The organism is Cupriavidus sp. YAF13 (assembly GCF_052113425.1).
Classification (GTDB): Bacteria; Pseudomonadota; Gammaproteobacteria; order Burkholderiales; family Burkholderiaceae; genus Cupriavidus.
The window spans coordinates 23831-47287 of the sequence record NZ_JBFRDD010000049.1 but is presented as its reverse complement, the minus strand read 5'-3'; the positions used below and the strand labels follow the sequence as shown (position 1 = coordinate 47287).

Below are 23457 nucleotides of genomic sequence, written 5' to 3'. Positions count from 1 at the left end.
CTTGCACTTACCGCGCGCCGCCGAACAGCGCTGCAATGGACAACAGGTTGGACGGGAAATACAGATGCGTGTAGGACGCCGTCAGCGCGCCCTGCCGGAACACCGCTTCGCCCCGCGACCCGTCGCGCGGCACGGTGGCGTGGCAGTAGGGCGCCAGCGGGGTTTGCGCGCTGGAGTAATGGAAGGTGTGGCCGCGCAAGGTGCCTTCGGGCAGCGCCAGTTGTTGATGGCCGAGCGCGGCAAGGCGGCGTTGCATGATCACCGTGCCAGGCAGCAGGCCCGCCACGGCGTGGCTATGCCCGGCCTTGTCGACCAGCGTCTCGAACAACGCCATCATGCCGCCGCATTCGGCCAGGATCGGCAGGCCGTTGGCATGGGCTTGGCGCAGGGCGGCCAGCATGCCTGTGTTGGCCGACAGGCGCGCGGCGTGCAGCTCGGGGTAGCCGCCGGGCAGCCAGAGCGCATCGCAGGCGGGCAAGGCAGCGTCGTCGAGCGGGGAGAAGAAGGCCAGCCGGGCGCCGAGCGCCTGGAGCGTATCCAGGTTGGCAGGGTAGATAAAGCGGAACGCGGCGTCGCGGGCGATGGCGATGGTCTTGCCGGCCAGCAGCGGCGGCGGCACGGGCAGCGGCGCCGCCGCGGCAATCTCCACGGCCGCGGGCAGGGCGCCGATGGGTTGCCCGGCGAGTGCATCCGCGAGGCGGTCCAGCCGCGTGTTGAGGTCGGGCAGTTCATCGGCCGCCAGCAGGCCCAGGTGCCGCTCGGGCAGCGATGCCGCGTTGTCGTGCGCTAGCGCGCCGGCCCAGGCGATATGCGCCGGCAGGCTCTCTTTCAGCATATCGGCGTGCCGCGGGGAGGCCACCCCGTTGGCAAGCACTTGCATGGAAGCCAGCGGCTGGCCGTAGCCCGCCAGCCCGAAGGCCAGCGCGCCAAACGTCTGCGCCATCGCGCCGGCCTGGATCACGCTAAGCACCGGCAGGCCGAAATGGCGCGCCAGGTCGGCGCTGCTGGGGGTGCCGTCGTGCAGGCCCATGACGCCCTCCACCAGGATCAGGTCGGCTTCGGCCGCTGCCTGGGCAAGGCGTGCCGCGGCGTCTTCGGCGCCGGTCATCCACAAGTCGAGCGAGTGGACCGGCGCGCCACTGGCAGCCGCGAGAATGGAGGGGTCGAGGTAGTCGGGGCCGCTTTTGAAGACGCGGACGGTGCGGCCGGCGCGGCGGTGCAGCCATGCCAGCGCGGCCGTCACGGTGGTCTTGCCCTGGCCCGAGGCCGGCGCCGCCACCAGCATGGCGGGCACGCGCAGGGGCCTTGCCGCATCGGATGGGGTGCCTGGAGCGGCGGGTGCGGTGGTTGCGGCAAGGTTGGACATGGCGATGACGTTGGTTGGCTAAGAGGCCATTTCAAAAAGATGCTGGCGTCGTTGCGCGGCCTTGGCGTACCACTTGTACTGTCTGCGGCCGCGCGCCTAGCCAGAACCGCTTCGCTTCATGTTGAAACGGCCTCCAAGTAGCGAGGCTGGCAGAAACGGCTGCCTGCGCGGCGCTGCGATTATAGCCAGTCGGACTGGCTGGCCGGCTGGCTCTCCTGAGGACGATCCGGGTTCGGCAGCACCAGGCCCTGTTGCGCCGCGAAGTCGAACAGCTCGCGCTCATTGCTGGCCCCCAGCTTACGCATGGCGCTGTTTTTCTGGCGGCTGATGGTCTTGACGCTGCGGCTCAGCTGCCCGGCAATCCCGGTGATCGAGTTGCCACTGAGGTAGAGCCGCATGACTTCGGACTCGCGTACCGACAGGCACAGGGCGCCGGCGCTGCCGGGCGCGTAGTGGGCGCCGGACTGCTCCAGCACGCGCGCGGCGGAGTCGCCGATAAAGCGCAGCCCGCGTTCGACGCGGATGATGGCGGTGACCAGTTCGTCCAGCTGCGAGTCCTTGAGCAGGAGACCATGGGCGCCTGCGTTCAGGATGGCGCGCAGGACCAGCGGGTTGGTGATCATGGTGAGCACCACCACGGCTAACGCCGGAAAGTGCCGCCGCAGGCTGGCTAGCAGGCGGATGCCATCGCTCGCGTTGCTGCAGGGCATGTGGTAATCGGTGACGACGATATCCGGCCGGAATGCGCGCACGGCCTGCAGCAGCTCGGCGGAGCTGTGGACATCCGCGCAGACCTCCCAGCCGGTCTGGTTCCGCAACTGGCTCCTGACTGCGAGCGTAATGGCGGGATGGTCATCGGCAATCAAGATTTTCAAAGGCATGGCAATGCTCCTGCGCAAGCGCAGGCATGCACGGTGTCCGGGCCGCACATGCCTGGCGCGAGCTGGAAGGGCTTGCGGCACGGATGCCGCGAACATGAAAAGCGAGTGCTTCGATTCGCGTTGGGCGGCGCTTGCCGCAAGGGGATCGCGCCCTTGAAAAAAAGCGCCGCACGGCTTTTCGCCGGCGGCGCGAACAGCACAGGAACAAAGCACCTCCAGGCGCATGCTTTGCTCGGACGAACAGGAAGCAGGAGGTGCCCATGAAGCATAAGCGTTGGCTTCGGCGTCAGGACTGAGACTATTCTCAATTTTGAGAGGAGGACGCGGAAACCCTCACGGGCCGGCGGGCGTGGCTAGCCGCAAGCCGACACGCCGCAGCGCGGCGTGCTTCAGTGGCAGCAGGGGGCAGCAGGGGGCAGCAGGGTCAGGCTGCGTAGGCAGAGGTGCGCGTCTCGTGTGACTGGTGACGGCGGTCGATGGCGGTGACGGGATCACGCAGCACGGTGCTCCCGATCTCCATGATGCCGCGCAGTGCGTTGCCGGCGCGCACAGGCGCCCAGAAATGCAGGGCTGCCCATTCCGGGAAGCCGCCGGGCGGCGCCAGCAGGCGCGTTTTGTGTGTGCGTGTCACTAGAGGCACGTTGAAATCCAGCAGCGGACAGATGCCGCCCGCGGCAAGCAGCAGCGCAACTTGCGTGTGCCAGGACGGCACCACGGTTTCCCGGTAGGCGGGATCGTGCGCGAGCCGGTTCAGGAAACCCTGCAGCGGGCTACCGGGCTCGGTGTCTTCCTGCAGCAGTATCCACTCGTGCCGGCTATCCGCATCCTCAACGCCGCCTGGCCGCACCACGCTGACTAGGCGGCGCGGCGTGGCCATGATGTTGTGCAGCGCTATGTCTTCTGGCACAAAGTGACTATCGACCACGAAGGCGCAGTCCAGCTCGCCGCTGCCAAGCTGGGTGGCCAGCGCGGCGTCGGCAAAGACCGGCCGCGTCATGAAGCGGTCATCGGGAAACTGCTCGCACAAGGCCGTGAGGATCTCGGTAATGACCGGATCGCCGATCGACGGCGAAAACCCGATCGAGATACGGCGGTGCGGGCTTGCCTCCTCGGCGACGGGGGCGAGCGGGCGTACCAGGTGCGCCCATGTTGACAAGATCTGGCGGGCGGTCTGCTCCAGCCGCAGGGCATGCGCGGTAGGTTCCAGCGTGCCATTGCGCTTGATGAAAAGTGGGTCGCCGGTGATTTCGCGCAGACGCGCGAGGCTGTAGGCAATGGTCGGAACCCGGCCTTGCGTGCAGGCGGCGACGGCGCTGAGGTCACGATATTCCATCAACAAAACAAAAACGTGCAAGAGCTTGGTGCTGACGTGCCGCATGGTGACTTCTCCGGATTTCAAACTTGTTTTTGTTTTCTTCTCTGTCTCTGCGCCAAGACCCTGAAGCCCGAAGGCCATGCCGCATCTGCCGTGCCGGGGAGCTGGCGTATCTGGTCCATTGCCGTGCCAGGCCGTCAAGACAAGCCCCCTCACAGCGTCATTGCATCCGCAAGGCATGATGGTCTTCAAAATCTCCCGACAAACTGGGGGAATTACGACGCAGTGCTGCTTGCATGTGGCCCGGTATAGAGAAGCAACGCTGAAAAAATGACCAGCCGACCGGCTACGCGTTGCGCTTATCGTCGCCAGCCTGCGCCGGGGCGCGAGGCCCGGTTGCTGGAGATGGAAATTTGGTTAATGCCAGACAAGATTAATGCAGAACTTTGAAACTTGCCAGTGGTCTCGTGAAAATCATTTCATAAAAATCGATCAAAAAATACTCTTTGTTAGGACATGAAGACATTGACAATATTCTTTTCATTCTGATCATAAATTGGCTCGATTTGGCGTGTAGTGCGCCGAAAAATTGGTATTTTGTCCGTTTAACCGGATTTTTTCGGTTGAATGAAAGTAAAAGAACGAATCCGGAAATCAAGAGTGGGAATATCAAATATTGGAAATTCGTTCTGCTTTTTTGGCGACGCGTCCTTCTATGGCTGGCGCATCAAGTACGGCCAGGGCGCTGGCAGCGAAGCGCGCGACAACCGCAAGTTGCGAGACCTGCAGGAGGAAAACACCCGCCTCAAGAGTATGCTTGCAGATGCGCTGCTCAAGCTTGAGCAACTGCGCAATCGCACTGGTCGGGCCGGCAACGGCAAGGAACGAAGCCAAGTCTGGTTCGTGCCTGCATTGCCGGCGGCTGCCGCCACCTAAGGAGGGACATCGGAAACATGCGGTTTTTCGGTACCAGCCAGCAGGGCGACCCCTGGAACATCGTCATGGAAGGCGCAATGCGCCCCCGCTGTGGAGAACTGAACATGAAACGGGCTTCGATCATCATGGCTGCCGCCCTGGGCCTGGGGCTGCTTGCGGGCCAGGCTGCCACTGCGGCCGAGCTGGAAGTGCCCGCGCCGATGGTCGCGCCGCCGCCGCCGCGGCTCTTGCTGGATACCGCCACCGACAATGTCGGGCCGGCGGCGGACGGCACCCTCACGCCATCCCAGCGCACCCATTGCCAGGGCTTGCTCGACAAGATCAATGCACTGCCAGCGGGAGCGCAATGGACCACCGGCAAAGCCACCGTGACCAGCGCGGATGGCAGCACCCATCCCAATATCGAGCGGCAAGCGGAGCGCAAGAAGCTCGACGAGGCGTATCGCCAGGAATGCGCGCAGGAAAGAAAATAGTCTTTACTTCGAGTCTTTACTTCGGGCCGCAGCGGTCTGGCGTAATCGTGACGTCTCCCAGCGGGCGGTTGCCGATTCCCGCGTAACGATAGCTCAGCGTGATGCCTAACTGGCCCAGCACCGGCACGTCCGGGTTGCGGCAGATGCCGCGCTCGAGCACGGGGCGGGCGCTCGCCATGAACGCCGCGGTGCCCTCGCGGGTCGCATCCACGCCAACCAGGCTGAGGCGGAACTGCACGCGCTTGCCGGGCGAGACGCTGCATCCCTCCATCCGCGTCGCGGCGTCCAGCATGAATGGCCCGGCGCGCGTCAGTTCCTGGCAAGCCGTGTCGAGTTCTGCGTCTGAGCTGGCCACACCGCCGGTAAGGCGTGTCACGCCACTCATGCCGGTGCTCCTGCCATCCACCGTGCCTAACAGCAGTCTCGCTAGCGTTGACAGCGAGGCCGGCGCGGCGGCCGCCGGCACCAGTGCGGCCACCATCAGGAAGCCAAGTGGCGCCAGGCCCGCGCGCACGGCGAAAGGGAAGTCCCGCATAGAGATACAGGCACCGGAAGCGATATCGAGCGCCAGCGGCATGGCCGCAGGGTGATTTTCCCGGGGGCTACCCCGCACACGGCGGCATAGTCTGAACATAGCCGCGTTTGCACGGCCTTGCTATCAGCGTCCGTCCTACGCAACCGAGGCGCCCGCGGCGTGGATGCCTCTGGCGGTGTCTAGCCGGGCCTGGCCGGGAGCGGAGGCGGACGGATTATCCGTCACCGGTTGGGGCGGGCGTAGCGGCACCCGCTCGGGGTCCTCGTAGACGGAGCACAGCCCCGCCGGATCGACGATGCGCAGTTGCCGCTGCCGCACGGTGATCAGCCCGACCGTGGCAAATCGCGCCAGCAGGCGGGATACGGTTTCGAGCGTCAGTCCCAGGTAGCTGGCAATATCGTTGCGCGACATCGCCAGGGTCAGCGCCGCTCCGGTATTGCCCCGGCGGCGTTGTTCGCCAGCGAGGTCGAGCAGCAGCATAGCCAGCCGCTGGGCGGCTTTCATCGACCCGATCGCGACCAGCAGCGTCCGCTCGCGCTCGGCATTGCGGCGCAACGTGCTGAGCATTGTCTCGCGGTATTCGGCGCTGAGCAGGTGTGCGCGCGCCGCCTCCACCGGCACCACGCAGCAGTGCGTGTCCTGCATGGCCACCGCGCTGGTGCAATGGGCCTGGCCATCGAGATCCTCCAGCCCGAGCACTTCGCCCGGGTGCGCGAAGGCGGTCACCTGGCGCCAGCCAAGCGGAGACTCGAATACGGATTTGGCGCTGCCGCCGCGCACGGGAAACATGGCCATCACGGGCCGGCCCTGGCGGTGCACCGTTTCTCCGGCGCGCCAGAGCATGCTGGCCGGGGCCAGGCTGCGCTGCCGATCGTTTGCAGCTGCCGCTTCCGCGTTGCGGCAGATTGGCTGGAACAAGCACAGCGAGCAGCTTGGAAACGCTGCGTCGGGCGTGGTCATGACATTCTCCGTTTGCCTGCGATACACGCAAACGCAGTATAACCGTGCGCCTTTTGCCGCTATCTCTTAGTGATCTGCATTCTTTTGTCGGCTGAATTCAGTGTTTTAGTCATTGTGGGCACTAACGGAAGTGCATCTGCGGGCGCATGGTGCATTAGATGAAAGAATCTAATGTCTGTTTTTCATAACATGTGATGGAAAAGCGGCAGCGAGCGCCGGGTTGTCGTGTGCTATGCTGCATCGCAACAATCTCGATAGCAGGAGTCTTCATGACCAAGAGCCTTTCGGCGGACTGGCATGCGCAGCTCCGGCAGATCAGCCGGGCGCAGCCCCAGTCCGCGCACCATCTCAAAACGTGGTTCAACCGTATCGCTACACTGAATCCCGCAGCGCCCCGTCTTCGGGCGCGCTCGCCGGCGCCGCTGCCTTTGCCACCGCGCCACCCCTTGCCCGGAGAATGGGCTCCCCACCACCACCGCCTCGCGCCGCTGCCTGGCGAACTGGTGCCTCGCTTGCCCTACTGGCTATACGTGCCTTCCGGCGCGCCCAAGCGGCCCATGCCGCTGGTGGTGATGCTGCATGGTTGCCGGCAGAAGCCGGAAGATCTCGCGGCAGGCACGCGGATGAACGCGCTTGCTGAACGCGAAGGCTTCATGGTGGCCTATCCCCAGCAGCCCCTGCGGCGCCAGATGCAGCGCTGCTGGCAGTGGTTCGACCTGGGTGCCACGGAAGGTGGCCGCGAGGCGCAGGCGCTGGCGGTATTGATCGATGCGTTGGCGGCCAGGCGGGACGTCCGTGCCGACCAGGTGTATCTGGCAGGCTTGTCCGCGGGCGCCAGCATGGCGGCGGTGGTGGCCTTGCGCTATCCCGAGAAGATCGCCGCCGTGGGCTTGCATTCCGGGGTCGTGATTGGCGCGGGCCACACGGCCAGCGACGGCCTGCGTGCCATGCAGCACGGCACGCAAGCCGACCCGGCGATGTTGCTGGACGCCGCCGGCGTGACGCCGGGCGGACCGAAGATGCCGGCCATCGTGCTGCACGGCATGGACGACGGGGCGGTGCATCCCGTCAACGCCCGCTTGCTCGCGCGCCAGTTCCTGGCTTACAACGGCATGAACGACCGGGTCGAGGAGCGGATGAACGGCGCCGCGGTGCGGCACCTCACCGGCGCGGAGCAGGAAGCCGCCGCCGCAGATGCGGATTCAGATGCAGATTCAGATGTGGCGCAGGCTGATAGCGCTAACGGCCATCCAGCCAGTGCCCTGCTGCCGGCCGGGGACTACCTGGAAGCCAGCTTTGGCACCTGGAACCGCGAGCTGGTCGAGCTGTGCGAGGTTGCCGGCCTCGATCACGCCTGGAGCGGCGGCGATGGCGACTACCCTTACCATGCGCCGATCGGCCCCGACGCCAGCGCGTTGATGTGGGAATTCTTCAAGCAGCATCGCCGCTAGCGCTGGCCAGCGCATGGGCGTAAAAAAGGAGGGCGCGGATGCGGCCCTCCTTTTTTCATGGCCGGCGTGTGGCTCAACGCAGGCGCAGCGGTTGCCATCAGGCTCAGGCGAGCGAGCGGTCCTTGACGAACAGCGCCGTCACCATGCCCAGCAGGCACAGCGCCACCACGTAGTAGGCGGGGGCCAGCGGATCGTTCTTTAGCATCAGCGTCACGATCATCGGGGTCAGCCCGCCGAAGATCGCATACGACAGGTTGTACGAGAACGACAGCCCGGAAAACCGCACCTGGGCCGGGAACGCCTTGACCAGCACGTATGGCACCGCGCCGATGGTGCCCACGAAGAAGCCGGCCACCGCGTACAGCGGGATCAGCAGGTCGGGGCGTGTGTGCAGGGTGCTGTAGAACACGTACGAGCTGATCGCCAGCAGCAGGCCGCCAACGAACAGGGTGACCCGCGGGCCCACCTTGTCGGCCATCAGGCCGGCCACCACGCAGCCGACCGTCAGGCACAGCGTCGCCACGCTATTGGCTACCAGCGCGGTGCGCGCATCGAAGCCATAGATCTTCTGCAGGAAGGTGGGCGTCATCAGGATCACCACCACGATGCCCGCGGACAGCATCCACGTCAGCAGCATCGATACCGCCACGGCGCCGCGGTGATCGCGCACCACCGTCTTGAGCGGCATTTCCGCGGCCAGCGCCTTGCGCTTCTGCAACTCGGCGAACACCGGGGTTTCATGCAGCCAGCGGCGCAGGTACATGGAGCCGATGCCGAACACACCGCCCAGCAGGAAAGGCATGCGCCAGCCCCAGTCGACAAGCTCGGCCGGGGTGAAGATGGTATTGACGCCGGTGGCCACCAGGGAGCCCAGCAGGATGCCGGCCGTCAGGCCTGCGGTCAGCGTGCCGCAGGCATAGCCGGTGCGGCGCGCGGGCACGTGCTCGGAGACGAACACCCAGGCGCCGGGCACTTCGCCGCCAACCGCCGCGCCCTGCATCACGCGCAGCAGCAGCAGCGCCACGGGCGCCAGCAGGCCGATCGCATGGTAGGTCGGCAGCAGGCCCATCAGCAGCGTCGGCACCGACATCAGCAGGATGGAAAGCGTGAACATCTTCTTGCGGCCAAGCAGGTCGCCGAAGTGAGCCATGATGATGCCGCCCAGCGGGCGAGCCAGGTAGCCGGCGGCAAAGATACCGAAGGTCTGCAGCTGGCGCAGCCAGTCCGGCACCGACGGCGGGAAGAACAGCTGCCCGATGACGGTGGCGAAGAAGACAAAGATGATGAAGTCGTAGAACTCGAGCGCCCCCCCGAGGGCGGCAAGGGCAAGCGTCTTGTAATCCTGTCCGGTCAGCGGGCGCGCTTGTTGGCTGTGCGCGCTATCCGCTCCGGCAGTACTGCTGATGGTAGACATGAGGAGACTCGCATGGAAATGGTTCGCATGCGAAGCGCGCAACACGGTTGACGTGGAGGGTTCTGGCCGGAGGGTACAGCGCGGGAGAAGCAGGCACTAAGTGGCGGATAAGCCGCTGGCATGCGACGAGACGCTTCGCAAAGGCGTGACGATACCAGATCGGCGTTGAGCCGGCTCCAGCCAGCGCGCTTGAATTCCCTTTGGGATCGTCCTGAAATCCTTTTTAAATCCCTTTGAATGCCTTTGCTTTGCCCTCAAGCGTTGCGATAATGTCGTTAAAAAGTGAAATCCGGGCCACAAAGTGGCCGATCCGTCTGGCGACACCGTGTGGAATGCTTGCTACATCGTGTTCTCCAGCGGGTTCGGATAGCGGATGCGGGTAGTTGGGGTCGAATCTTCTGGGATCACATGGCAATCAAGTTCTCCATGCAGGCAGCAACTGCAACGCCACGTCGCAGGGCCGGCCTGCGGGTAGCCGGCGGCATTGTGGCCGCGCTGGCGGTGTTTGGCCTGGCCGGGTATTTTGGCGGGCCACCGCTGATCAAATCGTTCGCAGCCAAGCAGGCTAGCGAAGCGCTGGGGCGCAAGGTCACGTTTGGGGGCGCCGAGGTGCATCCGTTCGCGCTGGCCGCCGACGTTTCCGACATTACTATCTACGAGCCCGATGGCACCACGCCCATGCTGACCGTGGGCGAAGCCAAGATCGATGGTGCCATCGCGTCACTGTGGCACTTCGCCCCGGTGGTGGATGCCGTGCATATCGACCGGCCCGCGCTGCATCTTGCGCGCGACGCCAACGGCCGCATGAACTACGCCGACATCGTGGAGCGCTTCGCGGCCAAGCCGCCCGCGCCAAAATCCGAGCCGGCGCGCTTCTCGGTCAACAATATCGCGTTGACCAGCGGCAGCCTGGTGTTCGACGACAAGCTGCTCGACCAGACGCAGCGCGTGGACAACCTCACCATCACGCTGCCGTTCCTGTCCAACCTGCCGCATGACGTGGAGATCGTCACCCGGCCCACGCTGAGCGCGAACATCAACGGCTCCGCGCTGGCGCTCGACGGCACCATGCTGCCGTTCGCGGCATCGCGCGAGACCCACCTGAATATCAATCTCGATGCCCTGGAGCTGGCGCGCTACATGCCGTTCGCGCCGAAGCTCAAGGATGCGGATATCAAGGGCGGGCTGCTGGATTCACGGCTGACGCTGGGCTTTATCCAGGACAAGGACAAGCAGGACGTCTTCCTGGCAGGCACCGCGGCGCTGCGCGACGCCGATATCCGCAAGCATGATGGTTCGCCGCTGGTGAAGGCCGGGCGGATAGCGGTGGACATCGCGCGCATTGAACCGCTGGGGCGGATGGCCCACCTGCGCAGCCTCTCCGTGGATGGCCTGGCCGTGCAGGCAGTGCGGCGCGCCGATGGCTCGCTCGACCTGGCCGACGCGTTCCTGCCGGAAGCCGCCAAGGTAGAAAAGCCGGCCCACGTGCCGGCTGCCGCCGCATCGGCAGCAGCGGCGGCGCCCGCATCCGCGCCGGCCGTAGCCAAGGCTGGCCCGGCTTCCGCACCGGTCGTGGCAAAGGCTGGCCCGGCATCGGCACCCGCCGCTGCTGGCATTGCACCGGTGCCTGAAAAGCCCTGGCGCTATGCGATCGACCAGATCACCATCAAAGAGGCCCGCCTGGGCCTGCGCGACGACTCGGCGCCTTCCGGGCCCGGCACGCTCGCGCTCGGGCCGCTTGACGCCGACGTGGCCGGCCTCTCAGGCGACAGCGACAAGCCAGCCAAGGTGCAGGCCAAGCTGGCGATCGGCGAAGGCCAGACGCTTAGCCATGAGGGCGAGCTGTCCTTGCGTGGCGGCACCATGGACGGCACGCTGCAAGCCAGCGGCTTGAAGCCTCAAGGGTTTGCCGCATGGTGGCCGGCGGAGCTCCAGACCCGGCTTGGCGACACAGCCATCCATGCGGAGCTGCATTACAAGATGGCGTGGGGCGGCCCCGCTTTTGCCTTCTCGCTGGAAAAGTCCCGCGTCGAACTGGCGCCGCTCTACCTGGCCACCCGGGAGCCGGTGACGGTGGCGCAAGTGGCAGCCGCCACGACTGGCGCAAGCAAACCTGCCACTGCCGATAGCGACCGCCGGCGCGACGCGCGCCGCGCGCGTGCCCGCGACGACAGCGACACCGCCAACCTGCCGGTGATGCTCGCCGAGCGCGTGGCACTGGAGGACATCGCGTTCGATCTTGGCGCGCATTCCTTCCAGGCCGGCCAGTTGATGCTCGCCAAGCCGCAGATCGCCATCACGCGTGACTTCCACGGCGAAGTGCTCGAAAGTGCACGCCTGTGGGCGGTGCAATCCAAGCAGAAGGCCGCTCAACGCAGCACCACCGTCCAGGCCAAGGCTGTCCGGCCCGAGAGCGCGGCGGCCGCCAAGCCGTTGCCCTGGAAGGCACAGATCGGCAAGTTCACGCTCGATGGGGGCAGCCTGCGCGTGACTGACTATGCGCCCGCGGCCGCCAACCGCGACCGCCCCGTGGTCCATCAATTCCGCAATATCGGCCTCGGCACGGGCGCGCTCAACTGGCCGATGGCGGCCGGGGCGATCCCGGTGAAGCTCAAGGCCGACGTGGGCCGGCGCGGCGCGATGGCGCTCGACGGCACCGTGCTGCCTACCGGGCCCGCGGCGCAATTTCAGGTTGACGTCCGAGAGCTGGACCTCGCGCCGCTGCAGCCCTATCTGGCTGACCGCTTCAACGCGGCGTTGCGTGGCGGCGCCGCTACCGTCAAGGGCCGCCTCGGCGTGGAGGCGCCCGCCGGCAAGCCAATCGCCGCGCGCTTCACCGGCAATGCGCTGCTCGGCAATGTGCGCAGCGTCGACCGGGTGACCGGTGACGACTTCCTGCGCTGGCGCTCGCTCGCGGTAAACGGCATCGATTTCGCCATGGATGAGGCCAAGGGGCCGATGAAGGTTGGCGTGGCCGGCATCGCGCTGTCGGACTTCTACGCGCGGGTGATCCTGAACGCCAACGGCCGCCTGAACCTGCAGGACGTGATGGCCGGCGGCGCTGCCAAGGGCGAAGCGGCGCCCACCACCAGCCTGACGCAGGCCAGTCCCGCGCCGGCGAGCGCCGCCGGCGCACCGGCCCCGGTGCCCGCGCCTGTGGCTTCCGCTGCGGCCAAGCCGCAGATCCGCATTGGCGGCGTGACGGTGGAGAAAGGCAACATCAATTTCTCGGACTTCTTTGTCAAGCCGAACTACACCGCCAACCTGACCGACATGAAGGGATCGGTCTCCAAGGTGTCCTCGACGGAGCCGACGCCCGCCGACCTCACGCTGGCAGGCCGCATCGACGATGATGCGCCGGTCACGATCGACGGCAAGCTCAACCCGCTGGYCGACACGCTCTATCTCGATATCGCCGCCAAGGCCGCAGGTGTGGAGCTGACCCGGCTGACCCCGTACGCGGCCAAGTACGCTGGCTACCCGATCACCAAGGGCAAGCTCACGGTCGATGTGGCGTACAAGATCGAGAACGGCAAGCTGGACGCGCGTAATCACCTCTACCTGGACCAGCTCACCTTTGGGGACAAGGTCGACAGCCCTAGCGCGACCAAGCTGCCGGTGCTGCTGGCGGTCTCGCTGCTGAAGGACCGCAACGGCGTGATCGACATCAACCTGCCGGTGTCGGGTTCGTTGTCGGATCCGGAATTCAGCATCGGTGGCGTGATCGTGCGCGTGATCGTCAACCTGCTGACCAAGGCCATTACCTCGCCGTTCTCGTTGATTGCCTCTGCCTTTGGCGGTGGCGACGAACTGGGATACGTGGAGTTTGCGCCAGGCACATCCACGCTCACGCCGGCGGCCACCCAGAAGATCGCGACGCTGGGCAAGGCCCTGGCTGACCGCCCGGCGCTGCGCCTGGAGATCAGCGGCCGCATCGATCCCGCCACCGATACCGCCGGCGCCAAGCGCGCCTGGCTGGACGCGCGCGTGGCCGAGCAAAAGTCGCGCGAGATGCGCGCCAGCGCGAAGGCGGGCGCCGTGGCCGAAGAGAGCGAGGAAGGCGAGCAGGGCGCCAAGGTGACGGTGTCGCCACAGGAGTACCCGAAGTACCTGGAAGCGGTCTACAAGCGCGCCTCCTTCAAGAAGCCGCGCAATGTGATCGGGCTGTCGAAATCCCTGCCCACCAAGGAGATGGAGACGCTGCTGCTGGAGAACGCGCCGGTGACCGATGTGGAACTCCGGCAATTGGCCGAGCAGCGGGCGCTGGCGGTCAAGCAGGCGCTGGAGCGCGATGCCAAGGTGCCGGAAAGCCGCCTGTTCCTGACCGCCTCGAAGCTCAACGCCGATGGCATCAAGGACAAGGGTGCACCCAACCGGGTCGACTTCACCATTCGGCAGTGAAGCGCCGGCAAACCTGGCCTTGCCCGCGCAGGGGGTGGCGTTGCCGTCCCCTGCCCTCCGCCTCTTGGCCCAATCGGCGGGGTACGGGCAAAAAACGCTGTATCATTTCGCCCGGAATCGATACAGGAGTGCGTTTTGCAGCAGGAAGCCGTTGTTTACAAGACTTGGGTTTGCTTGATTTGCGGATGGGTCTACGACGAAGAGCAGGGCTGGCCCGACGACGGCATCGCCCCCGGCACGCGCTGGGACGACATTCCGGACGACTGGCGTTGCCCTGAGTGTGATGTGGGCAAGGGCGAATTCGCGATGATCGAGATCTGATCGGCCGGGCGGGCAAACGCAGCCACGCAAACGATCAGCGACCGGGCGCTTCAGGCCCGGATGCCAATATCAGAGAGGGCGGCGCGCTTAGTGCCGCTGCATTTGCCGGCAGATGCCGGCGCGCTTGCGCTGCTCGGCGCAGCGGCGATAGCGCATGCGGTAGGGGTGGCTACAGCGCCAGATCGCCGTGGCCACGGTGACCAGCAGGAACGCCGCCATCAAGACAGCCAGCAGGCTCAGTGTCATAGCGGCCCCCATTTTCACAAGCAAGCCGGGAACGCTCGAAGCGTTCAGATCAGCAACGGAAGCGCCTCCAGCAAGGCCACCGCCAGCAGAGCCCCGAAGATCGCACCCGCCGCGCGGCAACTGATGCGCAAGGCCCGGGCTGTGAAGGGGATCCCGCCGAAGGCAATCATGYCAACCAGCGCCATCGGAATCAGGAACACAAGATCATGTGACGTGAAGTGCAGCATTGCCGTCTCCTGTCTTTCTGCTTGTGCTTCCAGTATAGAAAGTGTCGCAGGGAGGCCAAGGACGATGACATTGGGGTTGTCCCGTAAGCTGCATTTTGTCGGGACGCGTGCACAAGCCGCCTCGCCACATCCTTTGCTGCAGCCGCCACCCCTGCCATATTGGCCCCTGGCGCGGGCGCCAGGGCAATCACCGCCGCCGGCCTGCTGCGGCGCTGCATAAATTCCCCTTGTAGCGCGCGAAAAAACCTCCTAAAAATTGGTCAGGCCACTTTACCTTCTGGCCCAAATCATTTTCGGGATCGCGCGCCGACATGCCCTTGCAGCAGATCGAACCCCGCCGCTTGTACCGCCAGATTGCCGACCAGTTGCGCCGGCTGATCGAGAACGGTGAGTTTCCCGTGGGCGCGCGCCTGCCGCCCGAGCGAGACCTTGCGGTGCAGCTGGGCGTGTCGCGGCCATCGGTGCGCGAAGCGCTGATCGCGCTGGAGGTGGAGGGGCTGGTGGAGGTGCGGATGGGCTCGGGCATCTACGCCTGTCCGCCGGACCGCGCACGTGCCGGCAGCGTGATGGCCGAACCGCCACTGGATGTGATCCGCGCGCGACAGACCATCGAGGGTGAGATGGCGGCCAACGCCGCGCGGCATGCCACGCCCGCATTGCTGGCCGCGCTGGAAGAAGCGATTGCCATCATGCAGGAGGAGGCCGGCGCGGGACAGATTCCGGTCAAAGGCGATCGCCTGTTCCATTTGCGGATCACCGAAGTCTCCGGCAATGCCGTGCTCCAGCGCCTGGTGGCCGAGCTGTTCGACGAGCGCCATAACCCGCTCTTTGCCCGTTTCGGCAGCCACTTCGAGAACGCGTCCAGCTGGCATGCGGCCATTGCCGAGCACCGCGCCGTGGTGGCAGCCATCGCCTCGGGCTCGCCAGATGCCGCGCGCGACGCCATGTGCCTGCACCTGGAAGCCTCGCACGGCCGCTTCTACGCGGCGTGGCCAGCAGGCGCGCCAACCGAGCCCGGCAAGCCAGCCGAGCGATCCGAGCCAATCGAGCCAGTTGAGCCAACCCCGACGCGGCGCAAGCCGCGTAAGCTTGCCGAGGAGTCATGATGTCCCTGGTCTGCCATATCCATGCGAGCGAAGACCTGCGTTTCACGCAGGTGGAACCTGCCGCTCCCGGGCCGTTTGAGGTCGAGGTGCGCCTCGGCGCGGCCGGCATCTGTGGCTCGGACCTGCACTACTACTTCCACGGCAAGGTCGGCGCCTTCGTGATCCGCGAGCCGCTGACGCCGGGCCACGAAGCGGCCGGCATCGTCTCCCGCGTTGGCAGCGCGGTCACGCGCGTCGCGCCGGGCAACAAGGTGGCGATCAATCCCTCGCATGCGTGCGGGCAATGCGACTACTGCCGGGCCGGGCGCGACAACCTTTGCCGGAACATGCGTTTTCTCGGCAGCGCCAGCATTTATCCGCATGTGCAAGGCATGTTCCGCGAACACTTCCTGATGCACGAGCGCCAGCTGACGCCGGTGGACAGCGATATCTCGCTGGGTGAGCTTGCGTTTGCCGAGCCGCTCTCGGTGGCGCTGCACGGCGTGAACCGTGCCGGCGAGCTGCTGGGCAAGACCGTGCTGGTCACTGGCGGCGGCACCATCGGCAGCCTCGCGGTGATGGCCGCGCGCCTGGCCGGCGCCGCACACATCATCGCCTGCGATATCGCGGACAGGCCGCTCGAAGTGGCGTTGCAGGTTGGCGCCGACCAGGTGATTCGCACCGACCGGGAGCCGCCGCAGGCGCTGCAGGATCTCGCCGATGTCTGCCTGGAAGCCGCCGGCAGCGGCGCGGCGCTGGATACCTGCCTGCTGGCCGCGCGGCGTGGCGCCCGCATCGTGCAGATCGGCACGTTGCCGGCCGAGGGGCTGCACTTCCCTGCCAACAACATCATGGCGCGCGAGCTGGAGTACGTCGGCGCGTTCCGCTTCGGGCGCGAGTTCGACTGGGCCGTGCGCTATCTCACGCAAGGCCGCCTTGACGTGCGCCCGCTGCTGTCCGCGCAGCTGCCGCTGGCGCAGGCCGTGGAGGCATTCGCGCTGGCCGCCGACAAGACGCGCAGCACCAAGGTACAGCTCACCGCCGCATAGATCCAGCCACGCAGTACCCAATTGCCGCAAGCGCGTCCGCGAGAGAGCGCAAGGCCCACCACATCGAAGGAGACAAAGCATGAAGCCATTTTCCCTGCGCCTGCCATCAACGTTGCTGCCGGCCGCCCTCGTGCTGGCAACCTGCGTGGCCAGCCTGGCCTGCGGCAGCGCGCTGGCGCAGACCAAGCTCAAGTGGGCGCACGTGTACGAGACCTCGGAGCCGTTTCACAAGTGGTCGGTGTGGGCCGCCGATGAGATCAAGAAGCGCAGCAACGGCCGGTACCAGATCGATGTGTTCCCCGCTTCCCAGCTTGGCAAGGAGAACGACATCAACCAGGGCCTGGTGATGGGCTCGGTCGACATCATCATCTCGGGCTCCAGCTTTGCCGCCAAGTCGTTCCCCCGCATCGGCGTGGCCTACTACCCCTACACCTTCCGCGACGCCAACCACCTGCTGGCCTATACCAAGAGCGATATCTACAAGGAGCTCACGCGCGGCTACGAGGAAAAATCGGGCAACCATATCGTCGCCACGACTTATTACGGTACGCGCCAGTCCACCTCGAACAAGCCCTTCTCGCACTGCGCCGAGATGAAGGGTCTGAAGATGCGCGTGCCCGATGTGCCAGCCTACCTTGCCATGCCGCGCGCCTGCGGCGTGAATACCTCGCCGATTGCCTTTGCCGAGGTGTACCTGGCACTGCAGAACGGCACCGTGGAGGCGCAGGAGAACCCGCTGCCCACCATTGAAGCGAAGAAATTCTACGAGGTGCAGAAGTACATCGTGCTCACGGGCCATATCGTCGACCACCTCAACACGGTGATTTCGGGCGGCCTGTGGAAGAAGCTCTCCGAGGCCGACCGCAAGATGTTCAGCGACGTGGCGCAGGAAGCCGCCATACGCGCCACCGCCGACGTGGTGGCGCGCGAGAAGGAGCTGGTGGCCGTATTCAAGCAAAAGGGCCTGACGGTCACCGACATCAATGTGCCGGAGTACCGCGACGCGGTGCTGAAGAACGTGAGCTTTGAATCGCAGGGCTATCGCAAGGCCGACTGGGACAAGATCCAGGCGGTGCAGTGACCCCGGCGGCAGGCGCCGGATGGCCGATGACAGTTCACAGTTGACAGATCAGGCAGATCGCAGTCTTTGCGGAGCAACACCATGGAAATGCGTTCCCGACTTGCCGACGACCTGCCCGCGCAGGCCGTCGCCGGCGAGACCCCAGGCGGTGCGCCACAGCTGGCCACCGTCGCGGAGTTGGCGCACAGCTTCGAGGAAGCCGACGACAAGCAGGTGGCGCTTGCCGGCTACGCCGCCGAGGACTGGTTCACGCTGGGGCTGTTCTGGCTCATGACGGCGCTGGTCTTCCTGCAGTTCTTCACACGCTACGTGATGAACGACTCACTGGCCTGGACCGAGGAGCTGGCCACGTACTGCCTGATCGGCGTGGTGTTCATCGGCGCGGCGATGTGTGTGCGCAAGAGCCGGCATATCCAGGTGGACCTGATTTACCGCTACCTGCCGCATGCGCCGGCACGCGCGCTGTCCACGCTGGTGGACATTGCGCGCACCGCCTTTCTTGGCTATGCCGGCTGGCTGGTCTGGCGCTACATCCTGGTGGTGGGCGATGAGCCGATGACCACCATCGAGTGGAACAAGAGCTGGATCTACTACCTGGTGCTGGCCGGATTCGTCCTGATGTGCCTGCGCTCCTGCCAGGTGGCCTGGCAGAACTGGACGCAGGGCTTTTCGATCCTGGAGCGCCCCGAGGCGTTCGAGGCCAGCGACGACTGACGACAATTGACGACGACTGACGACCAACCCGGAGCGCGCCGCCATGTGGATCCTGATTGTTTCCTTCCTGCTGCTGATGCTGGTGGGCCTGCCGGTCGCCATTGCGATGGCGGTGGCTTCGCTGCTGTATATCTGGGCCTCCGGCACGGTGCCGGACGTGATCCTGGCGCAGCGCATGATTGCCGGCGTGGAGAGTTTCCCGCTCCTGGCGGTGCCCTTTTTCATCCTCGCGGGCAACCTGATGAACGTGGCCGGCATCACCGGGCGCATCTATAACTTCGCCGTGGCGCTGGTGGGCTGGATGCGCGGCGGGCTGGGCCACGTCAACATCATCGGCTCGGTGATCTTCTCCGGCATGTCGGGCACCGCCATTGCCGATGCGGCGGGCCTGGGCACCATCGAGATCAAGGCCATGCAGGACCACGGCTACGAGACTGAGTTCGCGGTTGGCGTGACGGCGGCCTCGGCCACGCTCGGGCCGATCATCCCGCCGTCGCTGCCGTTCGTGATCTACGGCATGATGGCCAATGTGTCGATCGGCTCGCTGTTCCTGGCCGGCATCGTGCCGGGGCTGGTGCTGACCTTGTTCATGATGGGCACGGTGGCGTGGTTTGCCCACCGCCGCGGCTGGGGCAGCGATACCGCGTTCTCCTGGAAGCTGCTGGGCAACGCCAGCATCGAGATCGCGGTGGTGCTGGCCTTTCCGCTGGCGATCTGGCTGATGACGCGCTTCGGCGTGTCCACCAACGTGGCCGCGCTGATCGCGCTGGCGGTGCTGCTGGCGCTGGACTGGTACTTGGACTTCTCCGCGGTGATGGCGCTGATGGCGCCGGTGATCCTGATCGGCGGCATGACGCTGGGCTGGTTCACGCCCACCGAGGCCGCGGTGGCGGCAGTGATCTGGGCGCTGTTCCTCGGGCTGGTGCGCTACCGCTCCATGACGCTGCGCTCGCTGGCCAAGGCCACGCTCGACACCATCGAGACCACCGCATCGGTGCTGTTCATCGTCACCGCGGCATCGATCTTCGCCTGGCTGCTCACCACCAGCCAGGCCGCGCAGATGCTGTCCGATGCCATCCTCGGCTTCACCCACAACAAATGGGTGTTCCTGCTGCTGGCCAATGTGCTGATCCTGATCGTGGGCTGCTTTATCGACACCACGGCGGCGATCACCATCCTGGTCCCGATCCTGCTGCCCATCGTGCTCAAGCTAGGCATCGACCCGATCCACTTCGGGCTGGTGATGACGCTCAACCTGATGATCGGCCTGCTGCATCCGCCGCTGGGGATGGTGCTGTTCGTGCTGGCGCGCGTGGCCAAGCTGTCGGTGGAGCGCACTACGGTGGCCATCCTGCCGTGGCTGGTGCCATTGTTCCTGACGTTGATCGCCATCACCTATTTCCCTGCGATCACGCTGTGGCTGCCGAACCTGGTGGGCAGCAAATGAGCGCCACCATCGTCCAGATCGAACTGCTGCAGGTGGACCTGCCGCCGCGCGTGCCGCGCTCCGACGCCATCCAGTCCTTCGTCACGCAGGAAACGCCCATGGTGCGCATCCGCTGCGACGATGGCTCGGAGGGCACGGGCTACGCCTATACCATCGGCACCGGCGGCTCATCGGTGATGGCGCTGCTGCGCGATCATCTGGCGCCGCGCCTGATCGGGCGCGATCCCGCGCAGATCGAGGCGATCTGGCGCGAGTTGCTGTTCGCCACGCACGCCACCTCGGTCGGCGCCATCACCAGCCTGGCGCTGGCCGCCATCGATACCGCGCTGTGGGACTGGCGCTGCCGCCGCGACGGCCAGCCCCTGTGGCTTGCCGCCGGCGGGGCGCAACCGCGCGTGCCGGTCTACACCACCGAAGGCGGCTGGCTGCACCTGGATGCCGATACGCTGGTGAACGAGGCCGTGGCGGCGCGCGAGGCGGGCTTTCGCGGTGCCAAGCTGAAGGTGGGCCGCGCGCTGGCGAGCGAGGACGTGGCGCGCCTCGCGGCGGTGCGTGCCGCCGTAGGTGACGGCTTCGAGCTGATGGTGGATGCCAACCAGTGCTTCACCGCTGCCGAGGCCATCCGGCGCGCGCCGCACTACGCCGAGCTGGGCATCGCGTGGTTCGAGGAGCCGCTGCCGGCCGACGATATCGGCGGGCACGTGCGGCTGGCCGCATCCACCTCGGTGCCCATCGCGGTGGGCGAGTCGTTGTACTCTCCCGGCCAGTTTGCCGAGTACGTGCGCCAGGGCGCCTGCGGCATCGTGCAGGCCGATGTGGCGCGCATTGGCGGCATCACGCCCTGGCTCAAGGTGGCGCATCTGGCCGAAGCCCACAACCTGTCGATCTGCCCGCACTTCCTGATGGAGCTGCATGTGTCGCTATGCGCTGCGGTGCCTAACGCGGCCTGGGTGGAGTACATCCCCCAGTTGGACGAGATTGCCGCCAGCAGCGTGCGCATCGAGGCCGGCCATGCCATCGCCCCGGACGCGCCGGGCCTTGGCATCGAATGGGACTGGGCCGCGATCGGGCGCCGCACGGTGGCGCGCGCGCTGGTTTCCTGATGATTTCACCGGCCCGCAAACGTGGCCGGAACCGCTCATGGAGAACAACTGATGACGCAACGACTCGCCGGCAAGCTGGCCCTCGTCACCGCGGCCGGGCAGGGCATTGGCCGCGCCACCGCCGAAGCCTATCTGCGTGAAGGCGCGCGCGTGATCGCCGCCGATATCAACGAGCGCTTGCTCGAGGCGCTGGCCGGCCAGCCCGGCTGCACCACGCTGCGGCTGGACGTCACGGATGGCGCCGCAGTGCAGGCCGCGGCGAAGCAGGCCGGCGCGCTCGATATCCTGTTCAACGGCGCGGGCTTCGTGCATCACGGCACCATCCTGGAATGCGACGAAGCGGCTTTCGATTTCTCGATGAACCTGAACGTGCGCGCCATGTACAGCATGATGCGCGCCTTCCTGCCCGCCATGGTGGCGCAGCGCCGCGGCTCGATCGTCAACATGGCGTCGGTGGCAGGCAGCATCAAGGGCGCGCCCAACCGCTTCGTCTACGGTGCCACCAAGGCGGCGGTGATCGGCATGACCAAGTCGGTGGCGGCGGACTACATCGGCCACGGCATCCGTTGCAATGCGATCTGCCCAGGCACGGTGGAGTCGCCCTCGCTGCGCCAGCGCATCGCGGACCAGGCGCGTGATGGCGGCAAGAGCCTGGCCGAGGTGGAAGCCGCCTTCGTCGCCCGCCAGCCGATGGGGCGCATCGGCACTGCCGCAGAGATCGCCGCGCTGGCGGTGTACCTCGGCTCGGACGAATCGGCCTTCACCACCGGCACGGCGCAGGTGATCGACGGTGGCTGGTCCAACTGAGGCGGCACATCCTGTTCGTCCCCTCTCAGCCATCCGCCCGGAGCCTGCATGCCAGCCGATAACGCACCCAACGTCATCCGCATACACCCCGCCGACGACATCGTCATCGCCTGCCGCCAATTGGTGCCGGGCACCGTCATCGCCGCCGAGGGCGTGAGCGTCGCCAGCCTGGTGCCGCCCGGGCACAAGCTGGCGGTGCGCGCCATCGCCGCGGGCGCGCCGGTGCGACGCTACAACCAGATCATCGGTTTTGCGCGCCAGCCGATCGCGCCGGGCCAGCACGTGCATACGCATAACCTCGCCATGGGCGAGTTCGCACGCGAATACGCTGCCGGCGCCGATGCGTGCGCTACCGAATACGTTGATGCACCTGCCAGCTTCGATGGCATCAAGCGGGCCGACGGCAGCGTGGCCACCCGCAACTACATCGGCATCCTCACCTCGGTGAACTGCTCCGCCACGGTGGCGCGCGCCATTGCCGATCACTTCCGGCGCGAGCTTCGCCCCGAGGCGCTGGCCGCGTTTCCCAATGTGGATGGCGTGGTGGCGCTCACGCATGGCGCGGGCTGCGCCACCGATAGCGAGGGCGAAAGCCTGCGCGTATTGCGCCGCACGCTGGCGGGCTACGCGCGCCACCCGAACTTTGCCGCGGTACTGGTGGTGGGGCTGGGCTGCGAGGCCAACCAGATCGATGGCCTGCTGGCCGAGGCGGATCTCGCTGGCATGGCCGGCGGCCCGCGCCTGCATGCGTTCAACATCCAGGACAGCGGCGGCACGGCCGGCGCGGTGGCGCGCGGCGTGGCCATCGTGCAGGACCTGCTGGCCGATGCCAATCGCGTGCACCGGCAGGCCGTGCCAGCGAGCCACATCACGGTAGGCCTGCAATGCGGCGGCTCGGATGGGTACTCCGGGCTGACTGCCAACCCGGCGCTGGGCGCGGCCGTGGATCTGCTGGTGCGCCACGGCGGCGGCGCCATTTTGTCCGAGACGCCCGAGATCTACGGCGCCGAGCATCTGCTGACGCGCCGCGCGGCTTCGCCAGCGGTGGCCGCGCGCCTGCTGGCGCGGATCCGCTGGTGGGAGGACTATTGCGCGCGCAACCACGGCAGCATGGACAACAATCCCTCGGCCGGCAACAAGGCCGGCGGGCTCACCACCATCCTGGAGAAGTCGCTAGGCGCGGTGGCCAAGAGCGGCACCACCAACCTGGTGGAGGTCTACGAATTCGCGCAGCCGGTGCGCGCGCGCGGCCTGGTCTTCATGGACACGCCTGGCTACGACCCGGTCTCGGCCACCGGCCAGGTGGCGGGCGGCGCCAACCTGATCTGCTTTACCACGGGGCGCGGCTCGGCCTACGGCTGCGCGCCATCGCCCTCGCTCAAGCTGGCGACCAACAATGCACTGTGGCAAAGGCAGGCCGACGACATCGACATCAACTGCGGCGACATCGTCGATGGCGGCGCCAGCATCGCGCAGAAGGGCGAGCAGATTTTCCGGCTGATGCTGGAGACCGCGTCGGGCCGAAAGACCAAGAGCGAGCTGCATGGCTACGGGCAGAACGAGTTCGTGCCGTGGTCGCTGGGCGCGGTCATGTAAGCGCATGCAGGCGCTGGGAACCATCGACAAAAACCACGTAGGAGAGAGC

The 23457-nt window shown here is 66.3% G+C and carries 21 protein-coding genes; 13 read left to right on the top strand and 8 right to left on the bottom strand.

The annotated features are described in order from the left end of the window. Window positions 1–7: 7 nt before the first annotated feature. From AB4061_RS31000 to AB4061_RS30990, 3 genes are all read right to left on the bottom strand, one after another. Complete coding sequence (locus tag AB4061_RS31000; protein ID WP_441640040.1) at window positions 8–1366, bottom strand: cobyrinate a,c-diamide synthase; 1359 nt, start codon at window positions 1364–1366, stop codon at window positions 8–10. A gap of 179 nt (window positions 1367–1545) precedes the next feature. Continuing rightward, entirely contained in the window at window positions 1546–2247 is a 702-nt protein-coding gene (locus AB4061_RS30995; RefSeq protein WP_441640039.1) for a response regulator, read from the bottom strand. A 424-nt stretch (window positions 2248–2671) separates the two neighbouring features. After that, on the bottom strand, window positions 2672–3625 hold the full coding sequence (locus AB4061_RS30990; protein WP_441640054.1) for a LysR substrate-binding domain-containing protein: 954 nt from the start codon (window positions 3623–3625) through the stop codon (window positions 2672–2674). 564 nt (window positions 3626–4189) lie between these two features. Between AB4061_RS30990 and AB4061_RS30985 the strand changes: the two genes are divergently transcribed. Both AB4061_RS30985 and AB4061_RS30980 read left to right on the top strand, forming a co-directional pair. Then, window positions 4190–4498, top strand: a complete 309-nt coding sequence (locus AB4061_RS30985; RefSeq protein ID WP_441640038.1) for a transposase — start codon at window positions 4190–4192, stop codon at window positions 4496–4498. Window positions 4499–4602: 104 nt separating this feature from the next. Further along, a complete protein-coding gene (locus AB4061_RS30980; protein ID WP_441640037.1) occupies window positions 4603–4971 on the top strand; it encodes a hypothetical protein in 369 nt (122 codons plus the stop codon). Between the two features lie 16 nt (window positions 4972–4987). Here AB4061_RS30980 and AB4061_RS30975 read toward each other — a convergent pair whose 3' ends face one another. Together AB4061_RS30975 and AB4061_RS30970 are read right to left on the bottom strand one after the other, a co-directional pair. After that, window positions 4988–5506, bottom strand: coding sequence for a hypothetical protein (locus AB4061_RS30975; RefSeq protein WP_441640036.1), 519 nt, complete (start codon window positions 5504–5506; stop codon window positions 4988–4990). 135 nt (window positions 5507–5641) lie between these two features. Continuing rightward, window positions 5642–6466 carry a Crp/Fnr family transcriptional regulator gene (locus AB4061_RS30970; RefSeq protein WP_441640035.1) on the bottom strand — a complete coding sequence of 275 codons (825 nt, stop codon included), beginning with the start codon at window positions 6464–6466 and terminating at the stop codon, window positions 5642–5644. A gap of 269 nt (window positions 6467–6735) precedes the next feature. Here AB4061_RS30970 and AB4061_RS30965 point away from each other — a divergent pair, with 269 nt between their 5' ends. Further along, window positions 6736–7917 (top strand): extracellular catalytic domain type 1 short-chain-length polyhydroxyalkanoate depolymerase, encoded by a 1182-nt coding sequence (locus AB4061_RS30965; protein WP_441640034.1) that lies wholly within the window; start codon window positions 6736–6738, stop codon window positions 7915–7917. 103 nt (window positions 7918–8020) lie between these two features. Here the strand turns inward: AB4061_RS30965 and AB4061_RS30960 are convergent, their stop codons facing one another. Then, on the bottom strand, window positions 8021–9331 hold the full coding sequence (locus tag AB4061_RS30960; RefSeq protein ID WP_441640033.1) for an MFS transporter: 1311 nt from the start codon (window positions 9329–9331) through the stop codon (window positions 8021–8023). 408 nt (window positions 9332–9739) lie between these two features. Here AB4061_RS30960 and AB4061_RS30955 point away from each other — a divergent pair, with 408 nt between their 5' ends. Together AB4061_RS30955 and AB4061_RS30950 are read left to right on the top strand one after the other, a co-directional pair. Further along, window positions 9740–13732 (top strand): DUF748 domain-containing protein, encoded by a 3993-nt coding sequence (locus AB4061_RS30955; RefSeq protein ID WP_441640032.1) that lies wholly within the window; start codon window positions 9740–9742, stop codon window positions 13730–13732. A gap of 135 nt (window positions 13733–13867) precedes the next feature. Then, entirely contained in the window at window positions 13868–14053 is a 186-nt protein-coding gene (locus AB4061_RS30950; RefSeq protein WP_150987378.1) for a rubredoxin, read from the top strand. An 87-nt stretch (window positions 14054–14140) separates the two neighbouring features. On the opposite strand, the gene AB4061_RS30945 is transcribed toward AB4061_RS30950, so the two are convergent. Beyond that, window positions 14141–14299, bottom strand: a complete 159-nt coding sequence (locus tag AB4061_RS30945; protein WP_170301920.1) for a hypothetical protein — start codon at window positions 14297–14299, stop codon at window positions 14141–14143. A 44-nt stretch (window positions 14300–14343) separates the two neighbouring features. Then, entirely contained in the window at window positions 14344–14526 is a 183-nt protein-coding gene (locus AB4061_RS30940) for a hypothetical protein (protein WP_441640031.1), read from the bottom strand. 311 nt (window positions 14527–14837) lie between these two features. On the opposite strand from AB4061_RS30940, the gene AB4061_RS30935 reads away from it, so the two are divergent. The 8 genes from AB4061_RS30935 (at window position 14838) to AB4061_RS30900 (ending at window position 23408) form a co-directional block, all read left to right on the top strand. Beyond that, complete coding sequence (locus AB4061_RS30935) at window positions 14838–15632, top strand: FadR/GntR family transcriptional regulator (protein WP_441640030.1); 795 nt, start codon at window positions 14838–14840, stop codon at window positions 15630–15632. After that, the gene (locus AB4061_RS30930; protein ID WP_441640053.1) at window positions 15632–16660 is read left to right on the top strand and encodes an L-idonate 5-dehydrogenase; all 1029 of its coding nucleotides are present in this window, start codon (window positions 15632–15634) and stop codon (window positions 16658–16660) included. The genes AB4061_RS30935 and AB4061_RS30930 overlap by 1 nt, the downstream gene beginning before the upstream one ends. 79 nt (window positions 16661–16739) lie before the next feature. Beyond that, window positions 16740–17741, top strand: coding sequence for a sialic acid TRAP transporter substrate-binding protein SiaP (locus tag AB4061_RS30925; RefSeq protein ID WP_441640029.1), 1002 nt, complete (start codon window positions 16740–16742; stop codon window positions 17739–17741). Between the two features lie 81 nt (window positions 17742–17822). Then, window positions 17823–18455, top strand: coding sequence for a TRAP transporter small permease (locus AB4061_RS30920; protein ID WP_441640028.1), 633 nt, complete (start codon window positions 17823–17825; stop codon window positions 18453–18455). A 43-nt stretch (window positions 18456–18498) separates the two neighbouring features. After that, entirely contained in the window at window positions 18499–19902 is a 1404-nt protein-coding gene (locus tag AB4061_RS30915) for a TRAP transporter large permease (RefSeq protein WP_441640027.1), read from the top strand. Next, a complete protein-coding gene (locus AB4061_RS30910) occupies window positions 19899–21005 on the top strand; it encodes a mandelate racemase/muconate lactonizing enzyme family protein (RefSeq protein WP_441640026.1) in 1107 nt (368 codons plus the stop codon). The genes AB4061_RS30915 and AB4061_RS30910 overlap by 4 nt, the downstream gene beginning before the upstream one ends. A 51-nt stretch (window positions 21006–21056) precedes the next feature. Continuing rightward, entirely contained in the window at window positions 21057–21812 is a 756-nt protein-coding gene (locus AB4061_RS30905; RefSeq protein ID WP_441640025.1) for an SDR family oxidoreductase, read from the top strand. A gap of 48 nt (window positions 21813–21860) precedes the next feature. Beyond that, the gene (locus tag AB4061_RS30900) at window positions 21861–23408 is read left to right on the top strand and encodes a UxaA family hydrolase (protein ID WP_441640024.1); all 1548 of its coding nucleotides are present in this window, start codon (window positions 21861–21863) and stop codon (window positions 23406–23408) included. Window positions 23409–23457: the final 49 nt, after the last annotated feature.

Bases quoted from the DNA above. Each gene is read 5' to 3' on its own strand.
- AB4061_RS31000 (WP_441640040.1), bottom strand. From the start codon at position 1,366: ATGTCCAACCTTGCCGCAACCACCGCACCCGCCGCTCCAGGCACCCCA.
- AB4061_RS30995 (WP_441640039.1), bottom strand. From the start codon at position 2,247: ATGCCTTTGAAAATCTTGATTGCCGATGACCATCCCGCCATTACGCTC.
- AB4061_RS30990 (WP_441640054.1), bottom strand. From the start codon at position 3,625: ATGCGGCACGTCAGCACCAAGCTCTTGCACGTTTTTGTTTTGTTGATG.
- AB4061_RS30985 (WP_441640038.1), top strand. From the start codon at position 4,190: ATGAAAGTAAAAGAACGAATCCGGAAATCAAGAGTGGGAATATCAAAT.
- AB4061_RS30980 (WP_441640037.1), top strand. From the start codon at position 4,603: ATGAAACGGGCTTCGATCATCATGGCTGCCGCCCTGGGCCTGGGGCTG.
- AB4061_RS30975 (WP_441640036.1), bottom strand. From the start codon at position 5,506: ATGCGGGACTTCCCTTTCGCCGTGCGCGCGGGCCTGGCGCCACTTGGC.
- AB4061_RS30970 (WP_441640035.1), bottom strand. From the start codon at position 6,466: ATGACCACGCCCGACGCAGCGTTTCCAAGCTGCTCGCTGTGCTTGTTC.
- AB4061_RS30965 (WP_441640034.1), top strand. From the start codon at position 6,736: ATGACCAAGAGCCTTTCGGCGGACTGGCATGCGCAGCTCCGGCAGATC.
- AB4061_RS30960 (WP_441640033.1), bottom strand. From the start codon at position 9,331: ATGTCTACCATCAGCAGTACTGCCGGAGCGGATAGCGCGCACAGCCAA.
- AB4061_RS30945 (WP_170301920.1), bottom strand. From the start codon at position 14,299: ATGACACTGAGCCTGCTGGCTGTCTTGATGGCGGCGTTCCTGCTGGTC.
- AB4061_RS30935 (WP_441640030.1), top strand. From the start codon at position 14,838: ATGCCCTTGCAGCAGATCGAACCCCGCCGCTTGTACCGCCAGATTGCC.
- AB4061_RS30930 (WP_441640053.1), top strand. From the start codon at position 15,632: ATGTCCCTGGTCTGCCATATCCATGCGAGCGAAGACCTGCGTTTCACG.
- AB4061_RS30925 (WP_441640029.1), top strand. From the start codon at position 16,740: ATGAAGCCATTTTCCCTGCGCCTGCCATCAACGTTGCTGCCGGCCGCC.
- AB4061_RS30920 (WP_441640028.1), top strand. From the start codon at position 17,823: ATGGAAATGCGTTCCCGACTTGCCGACGACCTGCCCGCGCAGGCCGTC.
- AB4061_RS30915 (WP_441640027.1), top strand. From the start codon at position 18,499: ATGTGGATCCTGATTGTTTCCTTCCTGCTGCTGATGCTGGTGGGCCTG.
- AB4061_RS30910 (WP_441640026.1), top strand. From the start codon at position 19,899: ATGAGCGCCACCATCGTCCAGATCGAACTGCTGCAGGTGGACCTGCCG.
- AB4061_RS30905 (WP_441640025.1), top strand. From the start codon at position 21,057: ATGACGCAACGACTCGCCGGCAAGCTGGCCCTCGTCACCGCGGCCGGG.
- AB4061_RS30900 (WP_441640024.1), top strand. From the start codon at position 21,861: ATGCCAGCCGATAACGCACCCAACGTCATCCGCATACACCCCGCCGAC.